This is a genomic window from Mesorhizobium sp. LSJC285A00 (genome assembly GCF_000503155.1).
Taxonomy (GTDB): domain Bacteria; phylum Pseudomonadota; class Alphaproteobacteria; order Rhizobiales; family Rhizobiaceae; genus Mesorhizobium.
In genome coordinates this window covers 53,660-77,938 of record NZ_AYVK01000026.1, presented here as the reverse complement: position 1 = coordinate 77,938, position 24,279 = coordinate 53,660, and the positions used below count along the sequence as shown (strand labels likewise).

Annotated in this window: 22 protein-coding genes; 11 read left to right on the top strand and 11 right to left on the bottom strand. The window is 63.8% G+C overall.

Features of this window, described 5'->3' with window-relative positions; all coding sequences use genetic code 11:
• Positions 1-38 precede the first annotated feature (38 nt).
• Together pncA and X726_RS148630 are read left to right on the top strand one after the other, a co-directional pair.
• Positions 39-653, top strand: a complete 615-nt coding sequence (gene pncA, locus X726_RS148625) for a bifunctional nicotinamidase/pyrazinamidase (protein ID WP_023671289.1) — start codon at positions 39-41, stop codon at positions 651-653.
• A gap of 85 nt (positions 654-738) precedes the next feature.
• Positions 739-2,100 (top strand): sodium:proton antiporter, encoded by a 1,362-nt coding sequence (locus X726_RS148630; RefSeq protein WP_050588558.1) that lies wholly within the window; start codon positions 739-741, stop codon positions 2,098-2,100.
• A gap of 152 nt (positions 2,101-2,252) precedes the next feature.
• On the opposite strand, the gene X726_RS148635 is transcribed toward X726_RS148630, so the two are convergent.
• The 8 genes from X726_RS148635 to gcvA all read right to left on the bottom strand — a co-directional run bounded on the left by X726_RS148635 (position 2,253) and on the right by gcvA (position 11,293).
• Positions 2,253-3,041, bottom strand: coding sequence for an ABC transporter ATP-binding protein (locus X726_RS148635; protein WP_023671287.1), 789 nt, complete (start codon positions 3,039-3,041; stop codon positions 2,253-2,255).
• Complete coding sequence (locus X726_RS148640; protein WP_023671286.1) at positions 3,038-3,763, bottom strand: ABC transporter ATP-binding protein; 726 nt, start codon at positions 3,761-3,763, stop codon at positions 3,038-3,040. Before X726_RS148640 ends, X726_RS148635 begins: the two co-directional genes overlap by 4 nt.
• The gene (locus X726_RS148645) at positions 3,760-4,722 is read right to left on the bottom strand and encodes a branched-chain amino acid ABC transporter permease (protein ID WP_023671285.1); all 963 of its coding nucleotides are present in this window, start codon (positions 4,720-4,722) and stop codon (positions 3,760-3,762) included. Before X726_RS148645 ends, X726_RS148640 begins: the two co-directional genes overlap by 4 nt.
• On the bottom strand, positions 4,719-5,600 hold the full coding sequence (locus X726_RS148650; protein WP_023671284.1) for a branched-chain amino acid ABC transporter permease: 882 nt from the start codon (positions 5,598-5,600) through the stop codon (positions 4,719-4,721). The genes X726_RS148645 and X726_RS148650 overlap by 4 nt, the downstream gene beginning before the upstream one ends.
• A gap of 159 nt (positions 5,601-5,759) precedes the next feature.
• Positions 5,760-7,064 (bottom strand): ABC transporter substrate-binding protein, encoded by a 1,305-nt coding sequence (locus X726_RS148655; RefSeq protein ID WP_023671283.1) that lies wholly within the window; start codon positions 7,062-7,064, stop codon positions 5,760-5,762.
• A 152-nt stretch (positions 7,065-7,216) separates the two neighbouring features.
• Entirely contained in the window at positions 7,217-8,659 is a 1,443-nt protein-coding gene (locus X726_RS148660) for a hypothetical protein (RefSeq protein ID WP_023671282.1), read from the bottom strand.
• 191 nt (positions 8,660-8,850) lie between these two features.
• Positions 8,851-10,155, bottom strand: a complete 1,305-nt coding sequence (pncB, locus tag X726_RS148665) for a nicotinate phosphoribosyltransferase (RefSeq protein WP_023671281.1) — start codon at positions 10,153-10,155, stop codon at positions 8,851-8,853.
• A gap of 169 nt (positions 10,156-10,324) precedes the next feature.
• Positions 10,325-11,293 carry a transcriptional regulator GcvA gene (gcvA, locus tag X726_RS148670; RefSeq protein WP_023671280.1) on the bottom strand — a complete coding sequence of 323 codons (969 nt, stop codon included), beginning with the start codon at positions 11,291-11,293 and terminating at the stop codon, positions 10,325-10,327.
• 212 nt (positions 11,294-11,505) lie between these two features.
• Between gcvA and speB the strand changes: the two genes are divergently transcribed.
• From speB to X726_RS148710, 8 genes are all read left to right on the top strand, one after another.
• Positions 11,506-12,567 carry an agmatinase gene (gene speB, locus X726_RS148675; RefSeq protein ID WP_023671279.1) on the top strand — a complete coding sequence of 354 codons (1,062 nt, stop codon included), beginning with the start codon at positions 11,506-11,508 and terminating at the stop codon, positions 12,565-12,567.
• 83 nt (positions 12,568-12,650) lie between these two features.
• Positions 12,651-13,445, top strand: coding sequence for a transporter substrate-binding domain-containing protein (locus X726_RS148680; RefSeq protein WP_023671278.1), 795 nt, complete (start codon positions 12,651-12,653; stop codon positions 13,443-13,445).
• A gap of 6 nt (positions 13,446-13,451) precedes the next feature.
• Positions 13,452-14,108: an amino acid ABC transporter permease gene (locus X726_RS148685; protein WP_023671277.1), complete on the top strand. Its 657-nt coding sequence runs from the start codon at positions 13,452-13,454 to the stop codon at positions 14,106-14,108.
• The gene (locus X726_RS148690) at positions 14,105-14,752 is read left to right on the top strand and encodes an amino acid ABC transporter permease (protein WP_023671276.1); all 648 of its coding nucleotides are present in this window, start codon (positions 14,105-14,107) and stop codon (positions 14,750-14,752) included. The genes X726_RS148685 and X726_RS148690 overlap by 4 nt, the downstream gene beginning before the upstream one ends.
• Before the next feature lie 77 nt (positions 14,753-14,829).
• Positions 14,830-15,909 (top strand): extracellular solute-binding protein, encoded by a 1,080-nt coding sequence (locus X726_RS148695; protein WP_031193903.1) that lies wholly within the window; start codon positions 14,830-14,832, stop codon positions 15,907-15,909.
• Positions 15,910-16,004: 95 nt separating this feature from the next.
• Entirely contained in the window at positions 16,005-17,042 is a 1,038-nt protein-coding gene (locus X726_RS148700) for an ABC transporter ATP-binding protein (protein WP_023671274.1), read from the top strand.
• Positions 17,039-17,893 (top strand): ABC transporter permease, encoded by an 855-nt coding sequence (locus X726_RS148705; RefSeq protein WP_023671273.1) that lies wholly within the window; start codon positions 17,039-17,041, stop codon positions 17,891-17,893. Before X726_RS148700 ends, X726_RS148705 begins: the two co-directional genes overlap by 4 nt.
• Positions 17,890-18,693 carry an ABC transporter permease gene (locus X726_RS148710; protein ID WP_023671272.1) on the top strand — a complete coding sequence of 268 codons (804 nt, stop codon included), beginning with the start codon at positions 17,890-17,892 and terminating at the stop codon, positions 18,691-18,693. Before X726_RS148705 ends, X726_RS148710 begins: the two co-directional genes overlap by 4 nt.
• Positions 18,694-18,844: 151 nt before the next feature.
• Here the strand turns inward: X726_RS148710 and X726_RS148715 are convergent, their stop codons facing one another.
• A complete protein-coding gene (locus X726_RS148715) occupies positions 18,845-21,106 on the bottom strand; it encodes a heavy metal translocating P-type ATPase (protein ID WP_023671271.1) in 2,262 nt (753 codons plus the stop codon).
• Between the two features lie 69 nt (positions 21,107-21,175).
• On the opposite strand from X726_RS148715, the gene X726_RS1000000169295 reads away from it, so the two are divergent.
• Entirely contained in the window at positions 21,176-21,610 is a 435-nt protein-coding gene (locus X726_RS1000000169295) for a helix-turn-helix domain-containing protein (protein WP_155921645.1), read from the top strand.
• Positions 21,611-21,842: 232 nt separating this feature from the next.
• On the opposite strand, the gene X726_RS148720 is transcribed toward X726_RS1000000169295, so the two are convergent.
• A complete protein-coding gene (locus X726_RS148720) occupies positions 21,843-23,246 on the bottom strand; it encodes an MATE family efflux transporter (protein WP_023671269.1) in 1,404 nt (467 codons plus the stop codon).
• A gap of 245 nt (positions 23,247-23,491) precedes the next feature.
• Positions 23,492-24,253 (bottom strand): glucose 1-dehydrogenase, encoded by a 762-nt coding sequence (locus X726_RS148725; protein WP_023671268.1) that lies wholly within the window; start codon positions 24,251-24,253, stop codon positions 23,492-23,494.
• Between the last annotated feature and the right edge of the window lie 26 nt (positions 24,254-24,279).

Genomic DNA, 24,279 nt, shown 5'->3' with positions numbered 1-24,279 from the left:
TCGATCCCCCGTTCGAGACGTAGAAGAGGAGAGGCGCCATGGCCGACGAAGCGCTTGTTGTCATCGACCTGCAAAACGACTTCTGCCCCGGCGGCGCGCTGGCGGTTGCCGGCGGCGACGAGATCGTGCCGCTGGTCAACGATATGATTCGGCACGCCGAGCATGTCGTGCTGACGCAGGACTGGCACCCGGCCGGACATTCGAGCTTTGCCTCCAGCCATCCGGGTGCCCAGCCCTTCAGCGCCATCGAGATGCCCTATGGGCCGCAGACGCTGTGGCCCGACCATTGCATCCAGGGCAGCCTCGGCTCGGACTTTCACTCGGGGCTCGCCTGGACCAAGGCCGAGTTGGTGATCCGCAAGGGGTTCCGCCTCGATATCGACAGCTACTCCGCCTTCTTCGAGAACGACCACAAGACGCCGACCGGGCTCGCCGGCTACCTCAAGGAGCGCGGCATCGGCACCGTGACCCTGGTTGGTCTGGCGACCGACTTCTGCGTCGCCTTCTCGGCCCTCGACGCGGTCAAGCAAGGCTTCACGACGACGGTGCGGCTCGACGCCTGCCGCGGCATCGATCTCAACGGTTCGGTCGAGGCGATGCTGAAGCGGATGCGCGATGCCGGGGTGAAGCTCGAAGACCCGATCTCGGAGTGACTGGATCGTGACGCATCGAGGGGGCTGCACACAGTTGGGGAAGGCTTTCGCGGCAGGTGTACTCGCTTCCGCTGTGTCTCCGCAAATGGCCTTCGCGGCTGAGGCCCGCGGCCTGCCCGATGCTGCCATGTCGCTGTGGTGGGCGCTGCCTTTCGCCGGCCTGCTGCTCTCGATCGCCACCGGACCGCTGCTGTTCCACCATGTCTGGGAGCATCATTACGGCAAGATCGCCGCCGGCTGGGCAGCGCTGGCGGTCATCCCGCTGATGGTTGCATTCGGCGTTCCGGTAGCCGGTGAAGCCGTGCTGCACACGCTGCTCACCGAATACATGTCCTTCATTATCCTGCTGTTCGCGCTCTACACCATTTCGGGCGGCATCCTTGTCGCCGGCAACATCCATGGCACGCCGCTGGTCAATGCCGGGCTGCTGCTCGTCGGGGCGATGCTGGCCTCGGTGATCGGCACCACCGGCGCCTCGATGATCCTGATCCGGCCGATGCTGCGCGCCAACGACAACCGGCAGTTCAACGCCCATGTCGTCATCTTCTTCATCTTCCTGGTGTCCAACATCGGCGGCTCGTTGACGCCCTTGGGCGACCCGCCATTGTTCGTCGGGTTCCTGCGCGGCGTCGACTTCTTCTGGACGTCGGCGAACCTCTGGCGCGAGACGCTGTTTACCGGCGGCCTGGTGCTGCTTGTCTTCCTGGCCATCGACATCATGCTGCATCGCCGTGAAGGCGGCGCGCCGAAGATCAAGGATCCGACGCCGGATACGAAGGTGCGCCTTCGCGGCCTGGCCAATCTGCCGCTGCTGGCCGGCGTCATTGCCGCGATCCTGCTGTCGGCAGCGTGGAAGCCGGGCGTGAGCTTTTCAGTGCTGGGCGTGAGCCTCGAACTGCAGAACCTGGCGCGCGACGCCATCATCCTGGGGCTCGCCGGACTGTCGCTTGTCGTGTCACTCAAGAGCCATCGCGAGGCCAACGGCTTCACCTGGGGCCCGATCGCGGAGGTGGCGAAACTGTTTGCTGGCATCTTCATCTGCATCGTGCCGGTCATTGCCATCCTTCGCGCCGGCCATGACGGCGCGCTGGCGCCGCTGGTGGCGCTGGTGACGTCACCCACCGGCCAGCCCAATGATCTCGCCTATTTCTGGCTGACCGGCGGGCTGTCGTCCTTCCTCGACAATGCGCCGACCTATCTGGTGTTTTTCGAACTCGCAGGCGGCGACGCGCGGCACCTGATGACGGAGGCGGCCTCGACGCTGGCCGCGATCTCGGCCGGCGCGGTGTTCATGGGCGCCAACACCTATATCGGCAATGCACCCAACTTTATGGTCTACGCCATAGCCCGGCATCGCGGCGTGAAAATGCCGGGTTTCTTCGGCTACATGGCGTGGTCGGGCCTGGTGCTGATGCCGATCTTTGTGATTGCGGGTTTTTTGTTCTGATGCAAAGGGCGCTAGGCCCTTACCTCCCCCTTGTGGGGAGGTCGGACCGAAGGTCCGGGTGGGGGTCGGNCCCGGCTGCTTCGCAGCCACTTGCCGGGGCGAGCCACGGGTCTCGCCCGTCCTTCGGACCCCCACAAGGGGGAGGGTAAAGTCTATCCCACCCCTACATATCGGCGCACCGCCGACGGATCGGCGCGAAGCTGTTCGACATCCACCGTCTCGCGGTTGCGGCCGTTCTCGATGAAGCAGACGCGGTCGGCGACGGACAGCACGGCGTCGACGCGCTGTTCGACCAGAATGGTGGAGACACCTAGCTCACGCAGCTTCACCACCGTCTCGCGGATCTTGGCGATCATCGACGGCATCAGCCCCTCCGTCGGCTCGTCTAGCAACAGCACCTGCGGCTCCAGACAAAGGGCGCGGGCCATGGCCAACATCTGCTGTTCGCCACCGGACAAAGTGCCGGAGCGCTGCCGCAGCCGCTGGCGCAGCAACGGGAAGAGGTCGAGCACGCTCTCGCGCGTCGCTCTTCCNCTTCCGTTGCCGCGCGCCATCAGTCCGATCTCGATGTTTTCCGCCACCGTCATCTCGGCGAACAGCCGCCTGCCTTGCGGTACATAGGCGACGCCGGCCTTGGGCACCTCATGCGCCGGCAGGCCGGTCAACTCCTTGCCGGCGAGCCGGATCGAACCGGCGCTCGAGCGAACCAGCCCCATGATTGCTTTCAGCGCCGTCGTCTTGCCGGCGCCGTTGCGACCGAACAGGCACAGCACCTCGCCCTTGTTGAGCACGAGATCAAGCTCGTAGAGCACCTGAACCTCGCCATAGAAGCAATCGAGCCTGGAGATGGTCAGCGCTTCAGTCTTGTGGGCTTCAGTCTTGTGGGCTTCAGTCTTGGGGGCCTCAGTCTTGGGGGCCTCAGTCTTGGGGGCTTCGCTCATGGCGCCGTCCCCAGATAGGCTTCCTGCACCTGTGTGTTGGCGCGAACCTGTTCGGGCGTGCCTTCGGCCAGGATCCTGCCGGCGTTGAAGACCGTGATGCGGTCGGCCAGCTGCATGACGACCGGCATGTTGTGCTCGATCAGGAGCACGGTGGCGCTCTTGGCAATCTCGCGCACCAGTCCGATGAAATTGTCGATCTCGCTGTCGGCCAGCCCCTGCGTCGGCTCGTCGAGGATCAAAAGCCGCGGCTTAAGCGCCAGGCCCATCGCGACTTCCAGCAGGCGCTGGTGGCCGTAGGAAAGCTGGCCGGCCGGCATATGGGCGCGGCCGGCAAGTCCGGTGCGTTCCAGCGCGGCCATGACGCCGTTGCGCACCGCACCTTTCGAGCGGCCATCGGTCAGCGTGCGCTGCACCGGCAACGCGACATTATCGTAGGCAGAGAGGTTGGCGAAGACGCTGGTGATCTGGAAGGTGTAGGCGATGCCCCGGCGCACCCTGAGATAGGCCGGCTGGCTGGTGATGTCGGCGCCGTCGAAGACGATCATGCCGGACGATGGCTGAATGCGGCCGCTGACCAGGCTGACGAAGGTGGTTTTGCCGGCGCCATTGGGGCCGATGACGGCGCGGATCTCGCCCGGCATCAGCTGAAAATCGACACCGTCGACGGCGCGCAGGCCGCCGAAACTGCGCGCCAGGCCTTTGGTGGTCAGCAACGGCATCATGGGAGCCACCCGAGCCAGCGCTGGCGGATGGTGCCCAGAATGCCTTCGGGGAAAAACAGCACCAGCAGGATGAGCGCAATACCGACGATCAGGAGATAGGCGGAGGTGTAGCCGCTGGCGGTGTCGATGACATAGTACATGAACACCGTGCCGAGCAGCGCGCCCAGCGTCGTGGCGGCGCCGCCGAGCAGCACCCAGAGCAGCGGCAGGATGGAATACTGCACCGAGGCAAAGCTCGAGCCGACATAGCCGAACAGCAGCGCATAGGCCGCACCCGAGGCGGCGCAGATGGTGCCGGAGACGACGACGGCGATCAGCTTGTTGGAGAAGGTGTCGTAGCCCAGCATTTTCGTGCGCTCCTCGTTCTCGCGCACCGCGACCAGCACGCGGCCATAGCGGGAGCGGACGATGGCGAGGGTGATCAGCAGCACGACCGAGAACAGCGCCAGCGCGCTCATGTAGCGCACGGTCGGGTTGGTTAGGTCGAGCGATGTCGCGCCGAAGGCCAGAACCCGCGCCGGCTGGGGCACGACCAGACCCTGGTCGCCGCCGGTCCAGGCGGCGAAATAGAGGATGACGAGGTAAAACACCTGCGCGAACATCATGGTGACGATCATGAAGGCGACGCCGGTGGTGCGCAGCGCCAGCAGGCCGATCACCAGTGCCAGCAGCGCGCCGCAGGCGATGCCGGCGAGGAAAGCCAAAGGCACGCTCCAGCCGAGATGGATGACCGCGAGACCAGCGCCATAGAGCCCGGCGGCGAAGAACATGGCGTGGCCGAGGCTGAGCAGGCCGACATAGCCGAACAGCATGTTGTAGCCCATGGCGAACACCGCCAGCACCATGATGCGGGCCAGCAGGCCATGATGGTAGTCGGGCAGGACGAAGCTCAGCGCAAACAGTAGCGCGATGACGCCGAGATGCAATGCATAGGCTTTTGCCGGCGAAGCTTCGCTCATCGCGACGCCTGCCCGAACAGGCCCTGCGGCCGGAATACCAGCACCATGGCCACCAGCAGCGTGGCGATGATCTTGGCCAAAGTCGGCGAAAAGAACACCGAGATGATGCCGTCGGACAGGCCGATCAGCACGGCGGCGACGACGGTGCCGCGCAGCGAGCCGAGGCCGCCGATGATGACGACGATGAAGGACAACAGCAGCGGGTCCTGTCCCATCAGATAATGCGCCTGACTGATCGGCACGATCAGCACGGCGGCGATGGCCGCCAGCATGGCGCCGAGCCCGAAGACGCCGGCATAGACGCGGTCGACCGGAATGCCGAAGGCCTGCGCCGTCTCGCTGTCATATTGGGTGGCGCGCATGATGAGGCCGATCTTGGTGCGCGTCAGCACCAGCCAGGTGGCGATGAGCAGAAGGGCCGAAGCGGCAATGATCGACAGCTTGTAGCCGGAATAGCCGAACCAGGGCAAAAGGATGCGGTAGCTGAAGGGCGGCTCCACCGGGCGCGCTTCCGGGCCATAGAAGCTCAACGCCAGCTGCTGGATGATGTAAAGCATGCCGATCGTGGCGACGATGGTGGCTTCCGGATTGTAATTGAGCCGGCGCAGCACAAGCCGCTCGGCTACCAGCGCAATGGCGCCGACGATCAGCGGCGCAATCACCAGCGCCGCCAGGAAGCCGAGCGTGGGATGGCCGGGTATCGCCGTCGAGATCGCCCAGGCCAGCACCGCGCCCAGCATGAAGAACTCGCCATGGGCGACGTTGACGACGCGCATGACGCCGAACACCAGCGACAGCCCAAGCGCCGTCAGCGCCAACACGGCGGAGGTGACAAGGCCTTCGAGGGCGGCGAGGAGGAGGTGGGGTCCGAAATGCATTCAGGGCGCCCTTACCCTCCCCTTGTGGGGAGGGTGACCGCGCAGCGGTCGGGTGGGGGTTGGGCACGGGCCGTCGCGACCCCCACCCCGTCTCGCAAGCTTCGCAAAAGTGCGAAGCTTGCGTGCCGACCCTCCCCACAAGGGGGAGGGTAAGGCGCCTCACAGCGCCTGCGTCGTATAATCCCCTTCGGCCTCGTAAAGCCCGTCCTCGATCTTGGTCTTGTGGACGACCTTCATCTTGCCGCCTTCGACCTTGGAGATGTTCTGGATGCCAAAACACTGGTGGATCTTGCCGTTGAAGGTCTTGGGGCCTTGCGGATGCTCCGGGCCTTCGGCGAATTCGGTCAGAGCCTCGGTCGCCTCTACCAGCTTGGCGCGGTCTTCCGGGCCCTTGTAGCCGGCATCTTCCATCGCCTTCTTAACGACATAGAGCGTCTCCCAGCAGCCGAACATGTGGGCGGCGGTGGAGACGTCCTTGGGGTCGCCGACGGCAGCCCCATTGTCGTCGATGCCGACAGCGGCGCGGTAGGCTTTCTGGGCGGCCGAGTCATTGGCCTGCGCATAGCGCGGCGAACCTTCCCAGAAATGGCTGCCGTCCAAAAATTCGAGGCCGGGGCTGTTGATGTCGGTGGCTTCGAGCGAATCGATGAAGCCGAACAGTTGCGGCCGGTTGGAGCCGTAGAACTCGCCGAGTTCCTTGACGAAGGTGAGCACGGCCGGGCCGACCATCACGTGGTAGATGACTTCGGTCTCGGCCGGGATCTGCGGGAAGTATTTCGTGAAAGATGACTCTGTCGGCGGGATGGCGATCTGGGCGATGACCTCGGCGCCCTGCGCCTTCAGCGCCGGCGGCAGGTAGTCGCGATGGTCGTAGCCGAAGGCGAAATCGGGGAAGATCTGCGTCACCTTCTTGCCGGCATTGGCCGCGATCCATGGCGCCATCGACTGGATCTGGCTCTTCACATCGGTGATGCCAGGCTGGAAGACATAGCGGTTGAGCTTGGTCGAAGCGACGTGGTGGCCTTCGCTGACGACGAAATACGGGATCTTGTTTTCGCCGGCGGCCGGCGCCGAGCCGATCACCACATGCGAGAACAGCGTGCCGAAGACGATGTCGGTCTTGTGCTGGGTGGCGAACTTGCCGACCACCTCGGCGCCACGGCCGGGATCGGTGCCGTCATCCTCGATCACCAGTTCGACAGGTCGGCCATTGATGCCGCCGGCGTCGTTGATCGCCTTGACCGCGGCGGCACTGGTCTTTTCATACCAGCGGCCATAGGCGGCGCCGATGCCGGTGCGGTGCGACTGGAAGCCGATCTTGATTGGCGCCGAACTCTGCGCCTGGCTGTAGCGGACGAAGCCGGGCGCGAGCGTCAGCCCGGCGCCGGCGGCGAGACCTTTCAGCGCGGTGCGGCGGCTAAGGGTGGATTTGGAGAGATCGAAAAACCCATTCTTGTCAGTCACGGCAGTTCCCCTGTTTTTGAGTTTTGACTGTCTGTAACGAGGCAAGGCCACTCCCTTGCAGGAGGGGCAGAAATTGCATGTGTACAAACTAAATCACCAAAGCACAGAGCTTGCAAGCGGGCTTTCCGCAAAGGCATGTGGATCAGCTTGTCTCATCCGGCCGTCGGCGTGGCAAGCAACCACAGGCCGAAGATCGTGTAGGCAATCATCAGCATGGTGAGCGGCAACTGGCTGAGGGCGGCGCGCGATGGCGCCTGGTGCAGTCGCCAGGCCAGTCCATGGGCAACGAGCACCGCCAGCATGTGCCCGGCGATGATGATGCCGGCCTGCAGGTTCCACAGCCACCAGGCGGAGTGGGCCCCGGCGACGAGGCCGGCCTCGATCTGCATGTCGGCGGCGCCGAACAGGTTCCATCCCAGCGCGAACGGGTCGGACAAAGCGGCAATCGCATACTGGCCGTCGACCAGCAGCGCCGTCAGATAGTGCGCGACATGATAGGCGAGCGCGATCGGTACGATCGACCAGACCAGCAGCCCGGCGGCCTCGCCGTGGGAATGTCGGCTGCCGGCAAGGCGCTGGCCGAGTATGACGGCCAGCAGGAATGCCGCCGCGAGCAGGACGAAGGTCAGCACGAGGCCAAAGCTGCTTATGCCGATGAGCGCGGTGCGGCCGGGATATTCCAGCGGGTTGATGCCGAACAGGCCGAGCCAGAAGAAGGTTTTCGACAGGCCGTCGAAGGACACCGATGACAGGCTGAGCAGCAGGAAAGCGATACCGCTTGCCGGCAGGGGCGCTGCGCCGAGCAGTTTTGAGCCCGGCCAGCAGAGAGCGAGCCGCCCGTGTTCATCGCGCTCGACGATGGCGAAACGAGCCACCATGGCGAAAAAGATCGTCAGGAATTCGCCGCGCCGGCTCCAATCGCGGTAGCCAAAGGCGAGCATGGCGATGAAGGTAAGCAACCAGTAGAGGCCGGCGGCATAGGCCAGCCGCGCCGGGTCGTCGGGCGCCGGATAGATCAGTTCGAACCAGGCGAAGGCGAAGAACAGGATAACGGCCGGCCAGCGGCCGAGCCATGAAGGCAAACGCGATTTCTGTCCCTCACCGCCACGAAGCTTGAACAGGCGGCTTTCGATCCGCCGCGGGCCATACCATGGATTCAGCCACGACCAGAGATCGCCGAACAGGCCTTGCGCGATGGCAAGGCCGACCCAGAGCAGCGTCCAGATGGTTAGCGACAGCGGATTGGAGAGCGGGTCGCGGCTGCCGAACAGGCCGGCGGCGATGAGCGTTGCGAAGCCGGCAAAGGAGATGAGGCTGATGATTGTGCGGGCGGTGTCGCTGAAGGTGAAAAGTTGTAAGCGGCGGCGCCAGAAGCGGTCGAGGGTTGCGGGTGGCAGCAGGGCGAGGACGAGGAAGCTGACCGCGACGGCAAGCGCGCCGCCGGCGATGTAGTAGCCGGTGGGAAGCAGGAGGACGTGGCCGCGGTCGGAGGCGTGGGCGAAGGCAGGGGTGGGGAGGAGTGTGAGGGTGGTGGTGATAAGGGTTGGCCGGTGACAGCCGCGCTCTACGACGCCCCCCTCTGTCCTGCCGGACATCTCCCCCTCAAGGGGGGAGATTGGCAGTTGCCCTGCCGGCGTTTCCTTTGCAACGTCGGAGATTAGCGAAGGCGGAGATGACGGGGTAATCTCCCCCCTTGCGGGGGAGATGTCCGGCAGGACAGAGGGGGGTGGGCGGGAACTCACGCTATCGCGATTTCCATTTCGTCCAGCAAGGCACCCGCCGACCCTCAAACCTTGACCAGCTGCTCCACGCGGTCCTTCGCCCCAAAAATCCGGAGATAGCGCTCGATCTCCTTCTTGTCGCCCGTCGCTTTCGCCGGATTGTCCGACAGCTTCACCGCCGGCCGGCCATTGGCCTCCGTTACCTTGCAGACCAGCGATATCGCATCCAGGCTGTTGGTTTCGGTCGGCGCGCAGCCTTCGAAATCGTTGGTGAGGTTGGTGCCCCAGCCGAAGGACATGCGCACCTTGCCCTTGAAGTGCCTGTAGGTCTCCTCGATGGTTTCGACCTCGAGACCGTCGGAGAAGATCAGCAGCTTCTGCCTGGGGTCCTTGCCCTTCTCGCGCCACCAGTCGATGATTTTTTCGCCGCCTTCGATCGGCGGCGCGCTGTCGGGGCGGAAGCCGGTCCAGTCGGCGACCCAGTCCGGGGCGTCGCGCAGGAAGGATGCGGTGCCGAAAGCGTCGGGCAGCACGATCAGCAGGTTGCCGCCGTAATAGCGCTGCCAGTCCTGCAGCACCTTGTAGGGCGATTCCTTCAATTCCTTTTCCGACTTGGCAAGGGCGGCAAAAACCATCGGCAATTCATGCGCGTTGGTGCCGAGCGCTTCGAGGTCGTTGTCCATCGCCAGCAGCACGTTCGAGGTGCCGGTGAAGGCTTCGCCGATGCCTTCCTTGAGCGCCTCGACGCACCAGCGCTGCCACAGGAAGGAATGGCGGCGGCGGGTGCCGAAATCGGAGATGCGGATGCCGGGCAGCGCCTTCAAGCGTTCGGTCTTGGCCCACATCTTCCCCTTGGCGCGTGCATAGAGCACGTCAAGCGCGAAGGGACCGAAGGCGCGCATGGCGGCGCGGGAACGAAGCTCATTGATGATCGCCAGCGCCGGGATTTCCCACAGGGTGGTGTACATCCAGGGACCGCTGAAGGAGAGCTCGTACTGACCGTCGCGCTTGGACAGCTCGTAGTCGGGCAGCCGAAAACCTTCCAGCCAGCCGAGGAATTCCGGCTCGAAGATCTGCTTGCGGCCATAGAAATTGTTACCGCCAAGCCAGATCATCTCCTTCTTGGAGAAGCGCAGCGTGCGAGCATGGTCGAGCTGGTCGCGCAATTCGCCTTCGTCGATGTCGTCGGCAAGCCGCACCGAGGTAGTGCGGTTGATCAGCGAAAAGGTGGCGTCGACCTTGGGATACATGCCCCAGATCATCTGCAGCATCAGAAGCTTGTAGAAATCGGTGTCGAGCAGGCTGCGGACGATCGGGTCCAGCTTCCAGGTGTGGTTGTAGACGCGCCGCGCTATATCGGTTCTTGCCATGTCCTGCCGTCGCCTTCGCTGCTCACGTCTGTCTTACGCAATTCCGGACGGAAAACCGCCGCACTCGTTTCCTGGAATTGCCTGGCAAGAGCTTAGTAGCATTGAATTTTTGAAAGCGCTTCCCGCTTTCCGGGCTGGCCCGACAAAAAGCAGTCGCTCCGGTCCAGCCTCAACTCTTGGCGCCCACCACCCGCAGCGCCGGACGCTTCCGGCGGCTGCCGATGCGGCCGGCCACCGGCGCGTCGGCCCGGCTGTCGGCCTGTTCCTTTTCGGCAAACAGCCAGTCGACGAACAATTGCACGATCGGCGCCGAACGCATCTCGTTGCGGCAGACGACGTAGAAATCGTCGACTGCCGGCACCGACAGGCTGAACGGCGCCACCAGCAGGCCCCTGGCGAGCAGCATGCTGGCGGTGACGGAATCACCGAGCGCCACGCCATGTCCGTGCACCGCGGCTTCGATCGCCGTACGGGCGTCGCCGAGATGGTGGCGGCGGCCACGTTCGAGGTCGAGCCCATCGGCGGCGGCCAGCCAGGTGTGCCATTCGCGGCCATCATCGCCATGCAGGATGACATGGCCAGCAAGATCCCGGCAGATGCGGAGCGGCCGGTTGTTGATCAGCGTCGGACTGACCACCGGGAACAGTTCGAGGCCCGACCATTTGCGCATCCAGCAATCGGTCCAGCTGCCGTCGCCATAGAGCACGCAGACATCGACCTGTGGGGCGCGGATGTCCTTGGGGTCGTTGGACGGGATCAGCGTCAGCCTGATGTCGGGGTATTGCGCCATGAAGCTGCCGAGCCGCGGCGTCATCCATAGAAGCAGCAGCGCCGGCACGCAGGAGACCGACAGCGTACCGGCGCTGGCTGGCCTGGTCATGCGCTGGGTGGCGGCGGCGATGCCGTCGAAGGCGGTCGAGACCGCCGGCAGCAATTCGGCGCCGTGCGGGGTGAGCTTTACCCGCTGTCCGGTGCGTTCGAACAGTTTTACGCCGAGTGATTGCTCGAGCGCCTTGATCTGGTGGCTGATTGCGCCGTGGGTGACGTTGAGCTCACTCGCCGCCTTGGTCAGCGAGGCATGCCGCGCCGTCGCCTCGAAGGCGCGCAAGGGATTCAAGGGGGGCAGACGCTTGGCCATGAGCAACCGGATACTCTGTGAGATTTTCTCACAATCAGCACCGTAACAATATCAATTGATTTTTCAATGCGGCTGCCGGACACTTTGGCAGGTCAACAGCATCAATGACGTGAAATCTACAGGCAGCCAGCGGGACAGCGACCCGGCCGGATGATGGTCAGTTCGCAGATGTCGCCACGGCCGCATGCATCAGCCCGCAGGAGGAGACCGACATGGGTTATGACAGAGGCAAGCTGGAAGCCTTGCGCCGCAAGTATGGCGAGAGCCATGGCGGCGAGATGTTCGACCCGAAGTTCCGCAAGGTCGCCGACAAGATCTTCTCCAAGAGCGGCACCCGACTCGCGCCCTATGCCGGCATCCCGACCTTCCTCGCCGCGCCCTACCGTGAAATCGCAGCCGACAATCCCGATTTCGGCGATTTGCAGGTGGCGATCATCGGCGTGCCGATGGATCTCGGCGTCACCAACCGGCCCGGCTCGCGCTTCGGGCCAAGGGCGCTGCGCGCCATCGAGCGCATCGGCCCTTACAATCATGTGCTGGAATGCGCGCCGACGCATGAGCTGCGCGTCGCCGACATCGGCGATACGCCGTTCCGCAGCCGCTACCGGCTGGAGGTCAGCCACGAAGACATCGAGCGCCGCACCAACCAGATCGTCGATGCCGGCGTGCTGCCGCTCTCGGTCGGAGGCGACCACTCGATCAGCCATCCGATCCTGAAGGCGGTCGGCAAAAAGGCGCCGGTCGGCATGATCCACATCGACGCCCATTGCGACACAAGCGGGCTGTTCGACATGACCAAGTTCCATCATGGCGGACCGTTCCGCAACGCGGTGCTGGACGGCGTGCTCGACCCCACCCGCACCATCCAGATCGGCATCCGCGGCTCGGCGGAGTACCTGTGGGAGTTCACCTATGAATCCGGCATGACGGTCGTGCATGCCGAAGAGGTGACGGGTCTCGGCATTCCGGCCATCATCGAGAAGGCGCGCAGAATAGTCGGCGACGGCCCGACCTACATTTCCTTCGACGTCGACAGTGTCGATCCGGCCTTCGCGCCAGGCACCGGCACGCCGGAAATCGGCGGCCTGACGACGCGCGAGGTGCTCGAACTGCTGCGCGGCTTGAAAGGCCTCAACATCATCGGCGGCGACGTCGTCGAGGTGGCGCCGCAATATGACGCGACCACCAACACCGCCCATGTCGGCGCCCAGGTCCTGTTCGAGATCCTGAGCCTGATGGTGTTCAGCCCGGCGATCACCGGCAAGGGGGCCTGACGGATTTCACACGCAAAGGCGGCCGCCGCGCTGGAGCCGGCGGCCGTTTCCAAAACAAACAAGCTTCCAGAAGGGGAATACCAATGACAATCCAAATGAAATCAACCATCGCCGCCGCGCTGATGCTCGCCGGCCTCGGCTTCGCCTCCCAGGCCCATGCCGATGCCGTCGACGACATCACCAAGGCCGGCGCCATCAATGTCGGCATCTTCTCCGACTTTCCGCCCTTCTCCTCGGCCAGCGCCGATATGAGCATCAAGGGTTACGACGTCGACGTCGCGCAGGCGATCGCCGATTCACTCAAGGTGAAGCTCAATCTGGTCAGCGTCACCGGCCAGAACCGCATCCCGTATCTCACCGACAAGCGCGTCGATATCCTGATGAGCGTCGGCTATTCCAAGGAGCGCGAGGAGGTGATCGATTTCGCCGCCGCCTATGCGCCCTACTACATCGCCGTCATCGGTCCGGCAGCGCTTTCGATCAAAGGCAAGGAAGATCTCGCCGACAAGTCGATCGCCGTCAATCGCGGCACGCTCGAGGATACGTCGTTGACCGAAGCGGCGCCGTCATCGGCCGACATCAAGCGCTTCGACAACTACAATTCCGTCATCCAGGCCTTCATCTCCGGCCAGACCCAGCTGATGGTGGTCGGCAATGATGTCGGCGCGCAGGTGCTGGCCAAGCAGGACGCGCTGAAGCCGGAGCAGAAGTTCCAGCTTTTGACCTCGCCTTCGCATATCGGCCTCAACAAGAAAGAGGACCGGCTGAAGACGGCGGTCAATGATGCGGTTGCCAAGATGCTGGCCGACGGCAAGCTCGATGAGAGCTCGAAGGCCTGGCTGAAGACGCCGCTCAATCCCGACAACCTCAAGGATTGAGTTCTCGTGGCCTTTGCCTGGCTCCCAGGCGCTGTGGGCGACATCGCGCGCGGCGCGGCCACGACGATCCTGTTGATCGTCGTGACCACGCTCGTGGGCACGCTGCTCAGCATCCTGGGCGCTGCCGGCCGGCGCAACGGCCCGGTATTCGTGAAGCGCGCCATCGCGGTCTATGTCGAGGTGATGCGCAACACGCCGTTCCTGGTGCAGCTGTTCTTCATCTTCTTCGGCCTGCCCAGCCTCGGCATAAGGCTCGATCCGATCCTGGCCGCCATGCTGGCAATGACGCTCAACATGGCAGCCTACACCATTGAAATCGTCGGCGCCGGTCTCGATGCCGTGCCCGGCGGACAAACGGAAGCAGCGCTTGCACTGGGCTTGAGACCGCGCCAGGTCTTCATCAAGATCGTGCTGCCGCAGGCGCTCAAGGTGATCTACCCGGCGCTGACCAGCCAGATCGTCATCATGATGCTGGAATCGGCCGTGGTGTCGCAGATCGCCGTGCGTGAGCTGACCTATGAGGCCGACATGCTGCAAGCCCGCACCTTCCGCTCCTTCGAAACCTATTTCGTCGTGACCCTGGTCTACCTCGTCCTGTCCATGGCCTTGCGCCGGCTGCTGGTCACAGGCGGGCGCCGCGTATTGGGGGCAGGTGTCACATGATCGAATTCACCTTCTGGGACATCGTTCGCAATCTGCTGCTCGCCGCCCGCTGGACGGTGCTGTTGTCGCTGGCGGCCTTTGTCGGCGGGGCGGTGGTAGGGCTGATCGTGCTGTTCTTCCGCATCGCCGAAAATAAATGGAGCCGGCGCATCGCTTCCGGCTACATCGCCCTGTTCCAGGGAACGCCGCTGTTGATGCAGCTGTTCCTGATGTTCTTCGGCCTGCCGATGCTCGGCCTGCGCATCGAGCCATGGACGGCAGCGGTGCTCGGCCTGACCTTCTTCGCCAGCGCCTATCTGGCCGAGATCTGGCGCAGCGGCGTCGATGCGCTGCCGCGCGGGCAGTGGGACGCTGGCGCCAGCCTTGGGCTGCACCGTCTGCAGGAGCTCAGGCTGATCATCCTGCCGCAGGCGTTCTCGATCACAAGGGCGCCGATCGTCGGCTTCCTGGTGCAGTTGATCAAATCGACGGCGCTGACCTCGATCATCGGCTTCGAGGAGCTGGTCAGAACCTCCAACGCCATCAACAACGCCACCTTCGAACCGTTCAAGGTCTACGGGCTGGTGGCGCTGATCTTCTTCGTCATGTGCTTTCCACTGACGCAATACGCCCGTACGCTCGAACAACGAGCGGCGGCCCACTGACGCCAGGCGGCGACAGTGCGTGAAGGGAACCTGCCGGAATAGAACGGCATCAACTGAGGAGAAACCAGATGAACAGACTGATTGGAAAATCCCTGACACGGCGCGGCGTGCTTGGTGCGGGCCTCGCTACAGCCGGCGTGCTCGCCATGCCGTCGATCCTGCGCGCGCAGGACAAGTCGCTGAAGGTCGGCGTCTATGGCGGCTATTTCAAGAAATCCTTCGACGAGCACGTCTTCCCAGATTTCACCAAGGCCACCGGCATTGCAGTGGAATCGGTCGCCGAGCCGACCGGCGAAGCCTGGCTGGTGCAGCTCGAACAGGCGTCCAAGGCCGGCCAGGCGCCGGCCGACCTTTCGATGATGTCGCAGACCTCGACGCTGAAGGGCCAGTCGACCGAATTGTGGACGCCGCTCGATACGTCGAAGTTCAAGCACTACAACGATTTGTTGCCGCGCTTCGTCAACAAATATCCGGATGGCCGGGTCGCCGGCATCGGCGCCGTCGCCTGGTGGATCACGCTGGTCTCCAACACCGATGTCTACAAGGATGCGCCGACCTCATGGGAGACTCTGTGGGACAAGGCCAATGAGGACAAGCTTGGCCTTCTGGCACTTGCCTCGAACTCGTTCCTGCTCGAAGTGACAGCCAAGACCTTCATGGGCGGCACCAATGCGCTCGACACCGAGGACGGACTGAACAAGGCGTTCGAAAAGCTCGCCGAGCTCAAGCCGAATGTCCGGCTGTGGTATCGCGACGAGGCGCAGTTCGAGCAGGCGCTGAAGTCGGGCGAGATCCCGATGGGCCAGTATTATCACGACGTCACCGGCCTCGCGGTCGCCGACGGCTTCCATGTCCGCTCGACCTTCCCGAAGGAAGGCGGCATCCAGGATTCCGGCAATTGGGTGCTGTCGCGCGCCTCGACCAAGGTCGACGAGGCGCATGCATTCATCGACTATATGAGCCAGCCGTCGATGCAGGGTCTGATGTCGCGCAAGGTCGGCACCACGCCTACGCTGAAGAAAGAGGTGCTCGACCTCAAGCCGGAAGAGTTCGCCGCGGTGTCGTCGGATATCGATCCGATCATCCCGCGCTATGACCTCTATACGTCGAAGGCCGACTGGATCAACCAGAAGTGGACCGAGCTGATCGTCGGCTGAGCCGCCCGTTCCGCTTGAAAACTGATCGGCCGCCGGATTTCCTCCGGCGGCCATTTCCTGGAATTGCTCCAGCGCACAGCCTGAGAGGGATGAGCATGTCCGGACTAGATATCAACGCCGTCACCAAAAAATTCGGCAACTTCGCCGCCGTCGACAATGTCCAGCTCAACGTGCCGCATGGCACGTTCGTGTGTCTGCTCGGCCCATCGGGCTGCGGCAAGACCACGCTGCTGCGCATGATCGCCGGGCTGGAGGAGCCGACCAGCGGCGCCATCGTGCTCGACGGCGAGGACATCACGCCTTTGCCGACGCACAAGCGCAATCTCGGCATGGTGTTCCAGTCGCTGGCGCTGTTTCCGCATCTCTCTGTCGGCGACAACATCGCCTATGCGCTGCGCATTCGCGGCGCCTCGAAGGAGGAGCAGAAGAAACGCGTCGACGAGTTGCTGGGCCTGATCCATCTGACCGGCTTTGCCGACCGCCCGGTGGCCAAACTGTCGGGCGGCCAGCGCCAGCGCGTGGCGATCGCCCGGGCACTGGCGCTGTCACCAAAGCTGTTCCTGCTCGACGAGCCGCTGTCGGCGCTCGACGCCAAACTGCGCGAGGCCATGCAGGTGGAACTGCGGCAGCTGCAGCAGCGGTTGGGCATCACCACCATCGTCGTCACCCACGACCAGCGCGAAGCCATGACCATGGCCGACCTGGTCGTCGTCATGGGCCACGGCAGGATCCTGCAGGCGGCGCCGCCCATCGAGATCTACCGCAAGCCGGCCGACGCCTTCGTCGCCGACTTCATCGGCATCACCAATCTGCTGCCGGCCGAGATCGACAGCACCGGGCGCACCACCATTCTGGGCACAGCCATTCCGGGCCTTGCCATGCCGGCGGGTCAGACCAAAGCGTCTGTTTCGGTTCGCCCGGAGGATGTGCATCTCGGCAGCCCCGGCGGCTCGGCCATCACCGGCGAGGTGAGTTTCGTGCGCGATCTCGGCGGCACCATCGAGACCTTCGTCGACGTCGGCGGCACCAGCATCATTGCGGTGACGACGCCGCGCGAGCGGCATGACGTGCCGGTCGGCGCCAAGGTCGGCGTAACATTGCCGCCGGCAAGCTGCGTGGTGCTCGGCGCATGAGACGCGAAGCCCCGAAGTCGATAGCCGACTACACGCCGCTGTTCTTTCCGGCGCTGATGCTGGTCGTCTTCTTCGTCGTGCCGTTCTCGACGATGATCGCGGTCAGCTTCTTCAAGCGCAACCCGTCTGGTTTCTACACGCCGGATTTCGTGTTCGACAATTACGCCCGCTTCCTGTCGGTGTTCTTCGGCGGCGTGCTCGGCTTTTCGCTGCTGCTGGCGGTGCTGGTCGCCGTCTGCTGCGTCGCCATCGCCTTCCCCTTCACCTACCTTTTGACCCGTCGGCCGCGCCGCGTGCAGACGCTGTGGCTGGTCGGCCTCCTGTCGGTGCTGTCGCTGTCGGAAGTCATTATCGGCTTTGCCTGGTCGACGCTGTTTTCGCGCACCGCCGGCATCACCAATTTGTTCGTGGCGATCGGGCTGATGGACAAGCCGGTGGCGCTGCTGCCCACCTTTGGCGCGGTGCTGACCGGCATGGTCTACCAGGCGCTGCCCTATACGATCCTGGTGCTGTACCCCGCCCTCGTGCGCCTCGACCCGACATTGCTCGAGGCAGCGCGCACGCTCGGCGCCTCGCCGATCCGCGCCTTCTTCAACGTCGTCGCGCCTGCGCTCAGAAACACCATCGTGGCGACGCTGATCATGGTTTTCGTCTTTGCGCTCGGCTCCTATCTGCTACCGCAGATTCTGGGACGGCCGCAGCACTGGACGCTGTCGGTGTTGATCACCGACCAGGCGATCTACCAGTCCAACATGCCGTTCGCGGCCGCAATGGCGGTGTTCCTGGTGCTGATCTCGCTGGCGCTGGTCGGATTGACACTGCTCGTCGGACGAAGGGAGAACGCCTTATGACCGCGACCTTGCTGCGCCGTGTCTATTTCACCATCGTCGCGCTGTTCCTGGCGGCGCCGCTGATCGTCGTCGCCGGCGTGTCGGTGAATTCGCGGCAGGAGCTCTCCTTCCCGCCGGTCGGTTTCTCGCTCGCCTGGTACGCCCAGATCTTCACCGATCCGGAATGGCGGCTGGCGCTGATCCATTCGGTGACGCTGGCCGTCTGTTCGGCGGCGATCGCTGTTGCGGTGGCGCTGCCGCTGGCCTGGTTCCTGTGGCGGCGCATCGCGCCCTGGGCAAACATCTTTCAGGTGCTGGGGCTTGCCCCCTTCATCCTGCCGCCGGTCATCACCGCGCTCGGCTTCCTCTCCTTCTGGGCGACGGTCGGGCTGTTCGGCCAGTTCTTCACCGCCATCATCAGCCACGCCATCTTCTTCGTGACGCTGCCGCTGGTGACGCTGTCGCTGGGCTTTGCCTCGATCGACCGCTCGCTGGTAGAGGCCGCCGCCACCATGGGCGCCGACGACCGCACGGTGCTGAAGACCGTGGTGCTGCCGCTGATCCTGCCCTACCTCGTCTCGGGCTACGCCTTCGCCTTCGTCTTGTCGCTCAACGAATACATCGTCGCCTACATGACGATCGGCTTCACCACCGAGACGCTGCCCATCAAGATCTTCAACGCGCTGCGCTACGGCTACACGCCGACCATGGCTTCGGTCTCGGTGTTCTTCGTGGCGGTGGCGGCACTGGTGTTCGGCTCGATCGCCAGGTTCGGCGATATACGCCGGCTGCTCGGCGCGATGTCGTCGGACGGGAGCTGAGCGCAATCATTTGTAACAGCACCCCTCGATCGCGTCGCCTGTACGGGCCGTCCCGGCCCAGGCCTGCTTGATCTTCAGCGATATGGCTGGTGCGGCGAAGCCGGTGTGCACCAGCCATTTCGCAAGTCTAGCACATGGTGCGGCACCGCCGTCATGCTGCCCCTTTCCAACGCAGGAGGCGCATGGCATTGGCCGTCACCAGCACGGTCGCGCCGGTATCGGCCATGATCGCCGGCCACAGGCCGGTGATTCCCAAGACCGTGGTCACGAGGAAGACGGCCTTGAGGCCGAGGGCCATGGTTATGTTCTGTTTGATGTTGGCCATGGTCGCCTTCGACAGCGCAATCATCGCGGCAACGTCGCCGACACGGCCATGCAGCACCGCTGCATCAGCGGTTTCGAGAGCCACGTCAGTGCCGCCGCCCATCGCAATACCAACATCGGCGGCCGCAAGGGCTGGCGCGTCATTAATGCCATCGCCGACCTTGGCCACAATGAGGCCCTCTCCCTTCAGCTCTCCGACAATACGCTGCTTGTCTTCTGGCAGTAGCGCGGCGCGGACCTCGATGCCGAGTTGCTTGCCGATCGCGGCAGCTGTCCGCTTGTTGTCGCCCGTCAGCATGATGGTCTTAATGCCGGAATCCGTCAGCGCCTTGAGACCAGCGAAAGCGTCCGGGCGCGGTTCATCACGCATTGCAATGGCGCCCGCCACCTTGTTGTCGACGAGGACGACCGAAACGGTTTTGCCTTCGTCATTGAGCGCGGCGATTTGAGACTTTTGAACCTCAGTGAGCTTCGCCGTATCCTCGGCCGCCTGTGGCGATGCAAGGAAAACTTCGGTGCCTTCCACGTTCGCCTTGACCCCCTTGCCACCTAGAGCCTGCGCTTTGGACACGGCCGGAGCCTGAACCTTGTCTGCAGACGCCTTTGCGAGGATGGCGATGGCAAGCGGATGGCTTGAGCCGGTCTCCAAGGCGGCAGCAAGACGCAGCACTTCGGCCTCCGATTTTCCGAAAGAAACCACGTCGGTGACCTGGGGCTTGCCGAGCGTGAGCGTGCCGGTCTTGTCAAGCGCCACGGCGGTGACCTTGCCGAGAACCTCGAGGACCGCCCCGCCCTTCATCAGTAGGCCGCGCTTGGCGCCAGCCGAGAGCGACGCGGCGATTGCCGCCGGGACCGAGATGACCAGGGCACAGGGGCAGCCGATGAGCAACAGGGCGAGGCCTTTGTAGATCCATTCGTTCCAGTTGCCGCCGAAAACGAGAGGTGGAACCACGGCCACCATCGCGGCCACGCCGACCACAGCAGGCGTGTACCAGCGCGAGAAGCGGTCGACGAACCGCTCAGTTGGCGCCTTGCTCTCCTGGGCTTCCTCGACCAGCTTGACGACGCGCGCGATGGTGTTATCGGAGGCAACGGCGGTGACCTTGATGCGCAAAACAGCGTCGCCATTGATGGTGCCGGCGAAAACCTTGTCGCCGACGCATTTGCGCACCGGCACGCTCTCGCCTGACACCGGGGATTCGTCGATCGCGCTCTCACCCTCGGTGATCTCGCCATCGGCGGGAATCCGGTCACCCGGCCGCACCATGATCATGGCGCCTACTTCAAGGCTTTCGGCCGGCACCTCGCGCGTCTTGCCGCCCTTTTCAATGAAGGCCGTTTTCGGGACCAGCGTGGTCAGCGCTTGAATGCTCGAGCGCGCCTTTCCGGCGGCAACGCCCTCGAGAAGCTCACCGACAAGGAACAGGAAGACCACAGTGGCAGCTTCCTGGCCGGCGCCGATAATGACCGCACCGACGGCCGCTATGGTCATGAGCATTTCGATGGTGAAGGGAATGCCTGCGACGGCGGCCATGACGGCCCGTTTGGCGATAGGCACCAGGCCAACCAGCATGGCCGCGATAAAGACCCACACCCCGGACGCCGGCCACACATAGTGAATGGCAAACGCAAGGACCAGCGCGGCGCCGCTGGCGATCGTCAGGCGACCCTTGGGACTCTTCCACCACGGCCCCGAGGTTGGCGCGCGGTCGTGCCCGTGAAGGCCCTCTATTCCCTCCTCGCGGTCATCTTGACTTTCGCTGACCTGATCGTGGCTGGCGTGAGCATGGCCCGCATGGTAGTCGCCCGCATCGTCGTGGTCATTGTGATGGTGCTCTGCCCCGTCCAGCCCGACCTTTCCCTTTACCTTGAGTTCGGCAACCGTGTAGCCGAGGCCAGTCACCTTCTTTTCAAGTTCGGCGAGGTCACTCTCGGGCGTGTGCCTGACCGTCATGGTGCCGGCGGTGACGGACACGCTGACATCTTCGACGCCAGGGATGCGACGTACCGCCTTATCGATTTTGGTGGCGCAACCGGCACAATCCATGCCTTCGACGCGATAACGGGTTTGTGCTTGAAGCGCGGTCATAACATTCCTCTTGTATCGTTTGACTGCGACGCTACATCCTCTAGCGACTAGAGGAGCAAGCGAAATATGCTGAATGGAGTGACCATTGGCGAAGCCGCCCGCCAAAGCGGCGTGAAAGTACCGACCATTCGCTATTACGAGCAGATAGGGTTGCTTGCCGCGCCAGCGCGAAGTGACGGCAACCGCCGTCAATATGAAGGTGGCGACTTGCGCCGGTTAGCGTTTATTCGCCATTCCCGCGAACTGGGCTTCGATATCGAAGCGATCCGCACTCTACTTGATTTGCAGGATAACCCTTTACAGCCTTGTGCAACTGCTGACGCCATTGCCCAAGCACGGCTCGCCGACGTTGCGCAGCGTATCCGCAGCCTGAAAGCCTTGCAGGCCGAGCTCGAGCTGATGGTTGAAGGCTGCCGCCATGGTAGAGTCGGCGAATGCCGGGTGATCGAGGTTTTGGCCGACCATGATCAATGTCGACACGAGCACAAATGTTTGCGTATTTAAGTGCTCCATGTGGCCACCTTGGTCTCCATTTCCAACAATGGGAAGACCTCGATTGCGACTGACGCAATTTCAGGAGTTCCGCCGTTGAAGTACTCTGCCAGGGGCGTTTTCGCATGGTCCGCTATTTAACCTGCGCGTCGCAAGCCGACCGGCAGCTTTCGGCCCAAAGCGATACCAGACATCTGCTCTGCAGTGACTGCTTCGGGCAGTTGGCGGACCGCTTGGTTCGCCGTCAATGCCCAAAGACAAGCGGCGGTGCTATGCGGTCGCGCCGCAGCCAGCGCGCGAGGAGCAGCACCGCCACCACGGCCAGACCTGACGCCAGGCCGATCCAGATGCCGACGCCGTGCAGGCCGAAATGGAAGGCGAGCAGCACGCCGAGCGGCAGGCCGATGCCCCAATAGCCGATGGCGGCATAGATCATCGGCACCTTGGTGTCGTGCAGGCCGCGCAGCATGCCGGCGGCAACGGCCTGCGCGCCGTCGAAGATCTGGAACAGCGCCGCAAAGGCAAGGAACGACACGGCCAGCGCGATCACCCTGGCATTGGCCGGATCGGTCATGTCGATGAAGGCGCTGATCAACAGATGCGGCCACAGCACCATCACCAGCGCCATCAGCGCCATGGACGAGACGCCGATGACGAAGGCGGTCCAGCCGGCGCGCGAAACGCCTGCCGGATTGCCTGCGCCATGGGCCAGCCCGACGCGCACGGTGACGGCCTGGTTGAGGCCGAGCGGCACCATGAAGGAGATCGAGGCGATCTGGATTGCGATGGCGTGCGCGGCCAGCGAGTCCGCATCGATCAGGCCCATCAGCAGGGCTGCCGCGTTGAAGATCGTCACCTCGAAGGCGAGGATGCCGGCGATCGGCATGCCGAGCCGCAGCAGACCCTTGAAACGCGGCCAGTCGGAGCGCCAAAAGCGGCCGAACAGGCGGTAGCGGCGGAACTTCTTCTCCAGCATCACCACGGCTGCCAGGCCGCAGAACATCAGCGTGCTCGACAGCGTGGTCGCCAGCCCCGAACCGGCAATGCCCATCGAGGTGACGCCGAGATTGCCGAACATGAACACCCAGTTGAAAAAGGCGTTGCAGGCGACGGCGACGAAAACGATGACCAACGCCCAGCCTGGCCGCTCCAGCGCCGAGATGAAGGAACGCAGCACGATATAGCCGTAGAACGGCAGCACCGCCCATTCCAGCCAGCGCAGATAGATGCCGGCCTGGTGGGCGAGCGCCGGCTCCTGGCCCATGGCCAGCAGAATGGCCTCGCCATGCCACAGCACGATCCAGATCGGGATCGAGATCAGGATCGCCAGCCACAGGCCCTGGCGCACGGTACGGCGCAAATCGCGCACCGAATAGCGCCGGCGGCCAAGCTCGGTGGCGATCATCGGCGAGGTCGCCAGCATCAGGCCGAGGCCGAAGATCAGCGGCATGAAATAGAGATTGGCGCCAAGCGCGCCGCTGGCCAGCGTGTCCGCGCCCAGACGCCCCATCATCATGACGTCGGTGGCGGTCATCGCGGTCTGGCCGAGATTGGTCAGCACCATCGGCCAGGCCAGCGCCAGCGTCGCCCTGATTTCCTGACGCCAAAGATTTTCCGGCGCACGAGCGCCGGCTTCGATCGCAGACATTGTCCTGCTCTTTCCGATTGCGGCGCGTCGGCAACGAGGCCGGAAGCCGCACTTCCAAACGGCAAAACCTTCGGTTTCGCAGCGTTTGCGTCGTTCTATTGGACGAAATGCGGCATGAAGGCAAGGGAGGACGGGCAGCCGGCGATTGAGCCAGAAGCGGGAACCCTCCTATCCGGCTGCCCTTATTTGTTTTACGCAATTCCGGACGGAAAACCGTTACACACTTTTCCTGGAATTGCTCTAGATCAGCCGATGCTTTCGCCGCCGTCGATCACCAGTGCCTGGCCGGTCATGAAGGATGAGCGGTCGGAGACGAGGAACAGGATCGCTTCTGCGATCTCTTCGGCGCTCGCCCAGCGGCCCATCGGAATCTTGGTGCGGACATAGGTTTCGATCGCCTCGCGTCCGCCCATCTGGGCGATGAACGGTTCGTTGAAGGGGGTGTCGACCCAGCCGGGGCAGAGCGCGTTGACGCGCACATTGTGCCGGGCATAGTCGAGCGACATCTGCCTGGTCATCGCCACCACGGCATGTTTGGACGTGGCATAGGCGATCATCTCGCGGTCGTAGAAGACGCCCGAATTCGAAGCCGTGTTGAGGATGACGCCGCCGCCTTGCGCGACCATTGCCGGCATGACCAGCCGCGCGGCCAGAAACTGCGCCCGTACATTGATGCGCCAGGACGCATCCATACCATCGACCTCGACCTCGGTCAGCGTGCCGCCGACCTGGATGCCGGCGTGATTGTGCAGAATGTCGATGCGGCCATACTTGCCGAGAGTGCCTGTGATGAGCTGCCCTACCGCCGCGTCGTCAGAGACGTCGGTGACAATGGCCTCGGCCTGCCCGCCAGCCGCGCGGATACTCGCCGCTGTCGCCTCGCCGCTGGTCTTATCCCGGTCGGCGATGACCACCAGCGCGCCTTCCCTGGCCATGATCATGGCGCCGGCGCGGCCGATGCCGGAACCGGCGCCCGTCACCACGGCGATGCGGTCTTTGAGGAGCATGAATTTGTCTTTCAGCTGGATGGCTT

Bases quoted from the DNA above. Each gene is read 5' to 3' on its own strand.
- X726_RS148715 (WP_023671271.1), bottom strand. From the start codon at position 21,106: ATGACCGCGCTTCAAGCACAAACCCGTTATCGCGTCGAAGGCATGGAT.
- X726_RS148725 (WP_023671268.1), bottom strand. From the start codon at position 24,253: ATGCTCCTCAAAGACCGCATCGCCGTGGTGACGGGCGCCGGTTCCGGC.
- gcvA (WP_023671280.1), bottom strand. From the start codon at position 11,293: ATGGCCAAGCGTCTGCCCCCCTTGAATCCCTTGCGCGCCTTCGAGGCG.
- X726_RS148700 (WP_023671274.1), top strand. From the start codon at position 16,005: ATGTCCGGACTAGATATCAACGCCGTCACCAAAAAATTCGGCAACTTC.
- X726_RS148690 (WP_023671276.1), top strand. From the start codon at position 14,105: ATGATCGAATTCACCTTCTGGGACATCGTTCGCAATCTGCTGCTCGCC.
- X726_RS148660 (WP_023671282.1), bottom strand. From the start codon at position 8,659: ATGTCCGGCAGGACAGAGGGGGGCGTCGTAGAGCGCGGCTGTCACCGG.
- X726_RS148720 (WP_023671269.1), bottom strand. From the start codon at position 23,246: ATGTCTGCGATCGAAGCCGGCGCTCGTGCGCCGGAAAATCTTTGGCGT.
- X726_RS148640 (WP_023671286.1), bottom strand. From the start codon at position 3,763: ATGATGCCGTTGCTGACCACCAAAGGCCTGGCGCGCAGTTTCGGCGGC.
- X726_RS148630 (WP_050588558.1), top strand. From the start codon at position 739: ATGGCCTTCGCGGCTGAGGCCCGCGGCCTGCCCGATGCTGCCATGTCG.
- X726_RS148645 (WP_023671285.1), bottom strand. From the start codon at position 4,722: ATGAGCGAAGCTTCGCCGGCAAAAGCCTATGCATTGCATCTCGGCGTC.
- X726_RS148705 (WP_023671273.1), top strand. From the start codon at position 17,039: ATGAGACGCGAAGCCCCGAAGTCGATAGCCGACTACACGCCGCTGTTC.
- X726_RS148650 (WP_023671284.1), bottom strand. From the start codon at position 5,600: ATGCATTTCGGACCCCACCTCCTCCTCGCCGCCCTCGAAGGCCTTGTC.
- X726_RS148680 (WP_023671278.1), top strand. From the start codon at position 12,651: ATGACAATCCAAATGAAATCAACCATCGCCGCCGCGCTGATGCTCGCC.
- speB (WP_023671279.1), top strand. From the start codon at position 11,506: ATGGGTTATGACAGAGGCAAGCTGGAAGCCTTGCGCCGCAAGTATGGC.
- pncB (WP_023671281.1), bottom strand. From the start codon at position 10,155: ATGGCAAGAACCGATATAGCGCGGCGCGTCTACAACCACACCTGGAAG.
- X726_RS148710 (WP_023671272.1), top strand. From the start codon at position 17,890: ATGACCGCGACCTTGCTGCGCCGTGTCTATTTCACCATCGTCGCGCTG.
- pncA (WP_023671289.1), top strand. From the start codon at position 39: ATGGCCGACGAAGCGCTTGTTGTCATCGACCTGCAAAACGACTTCTGC.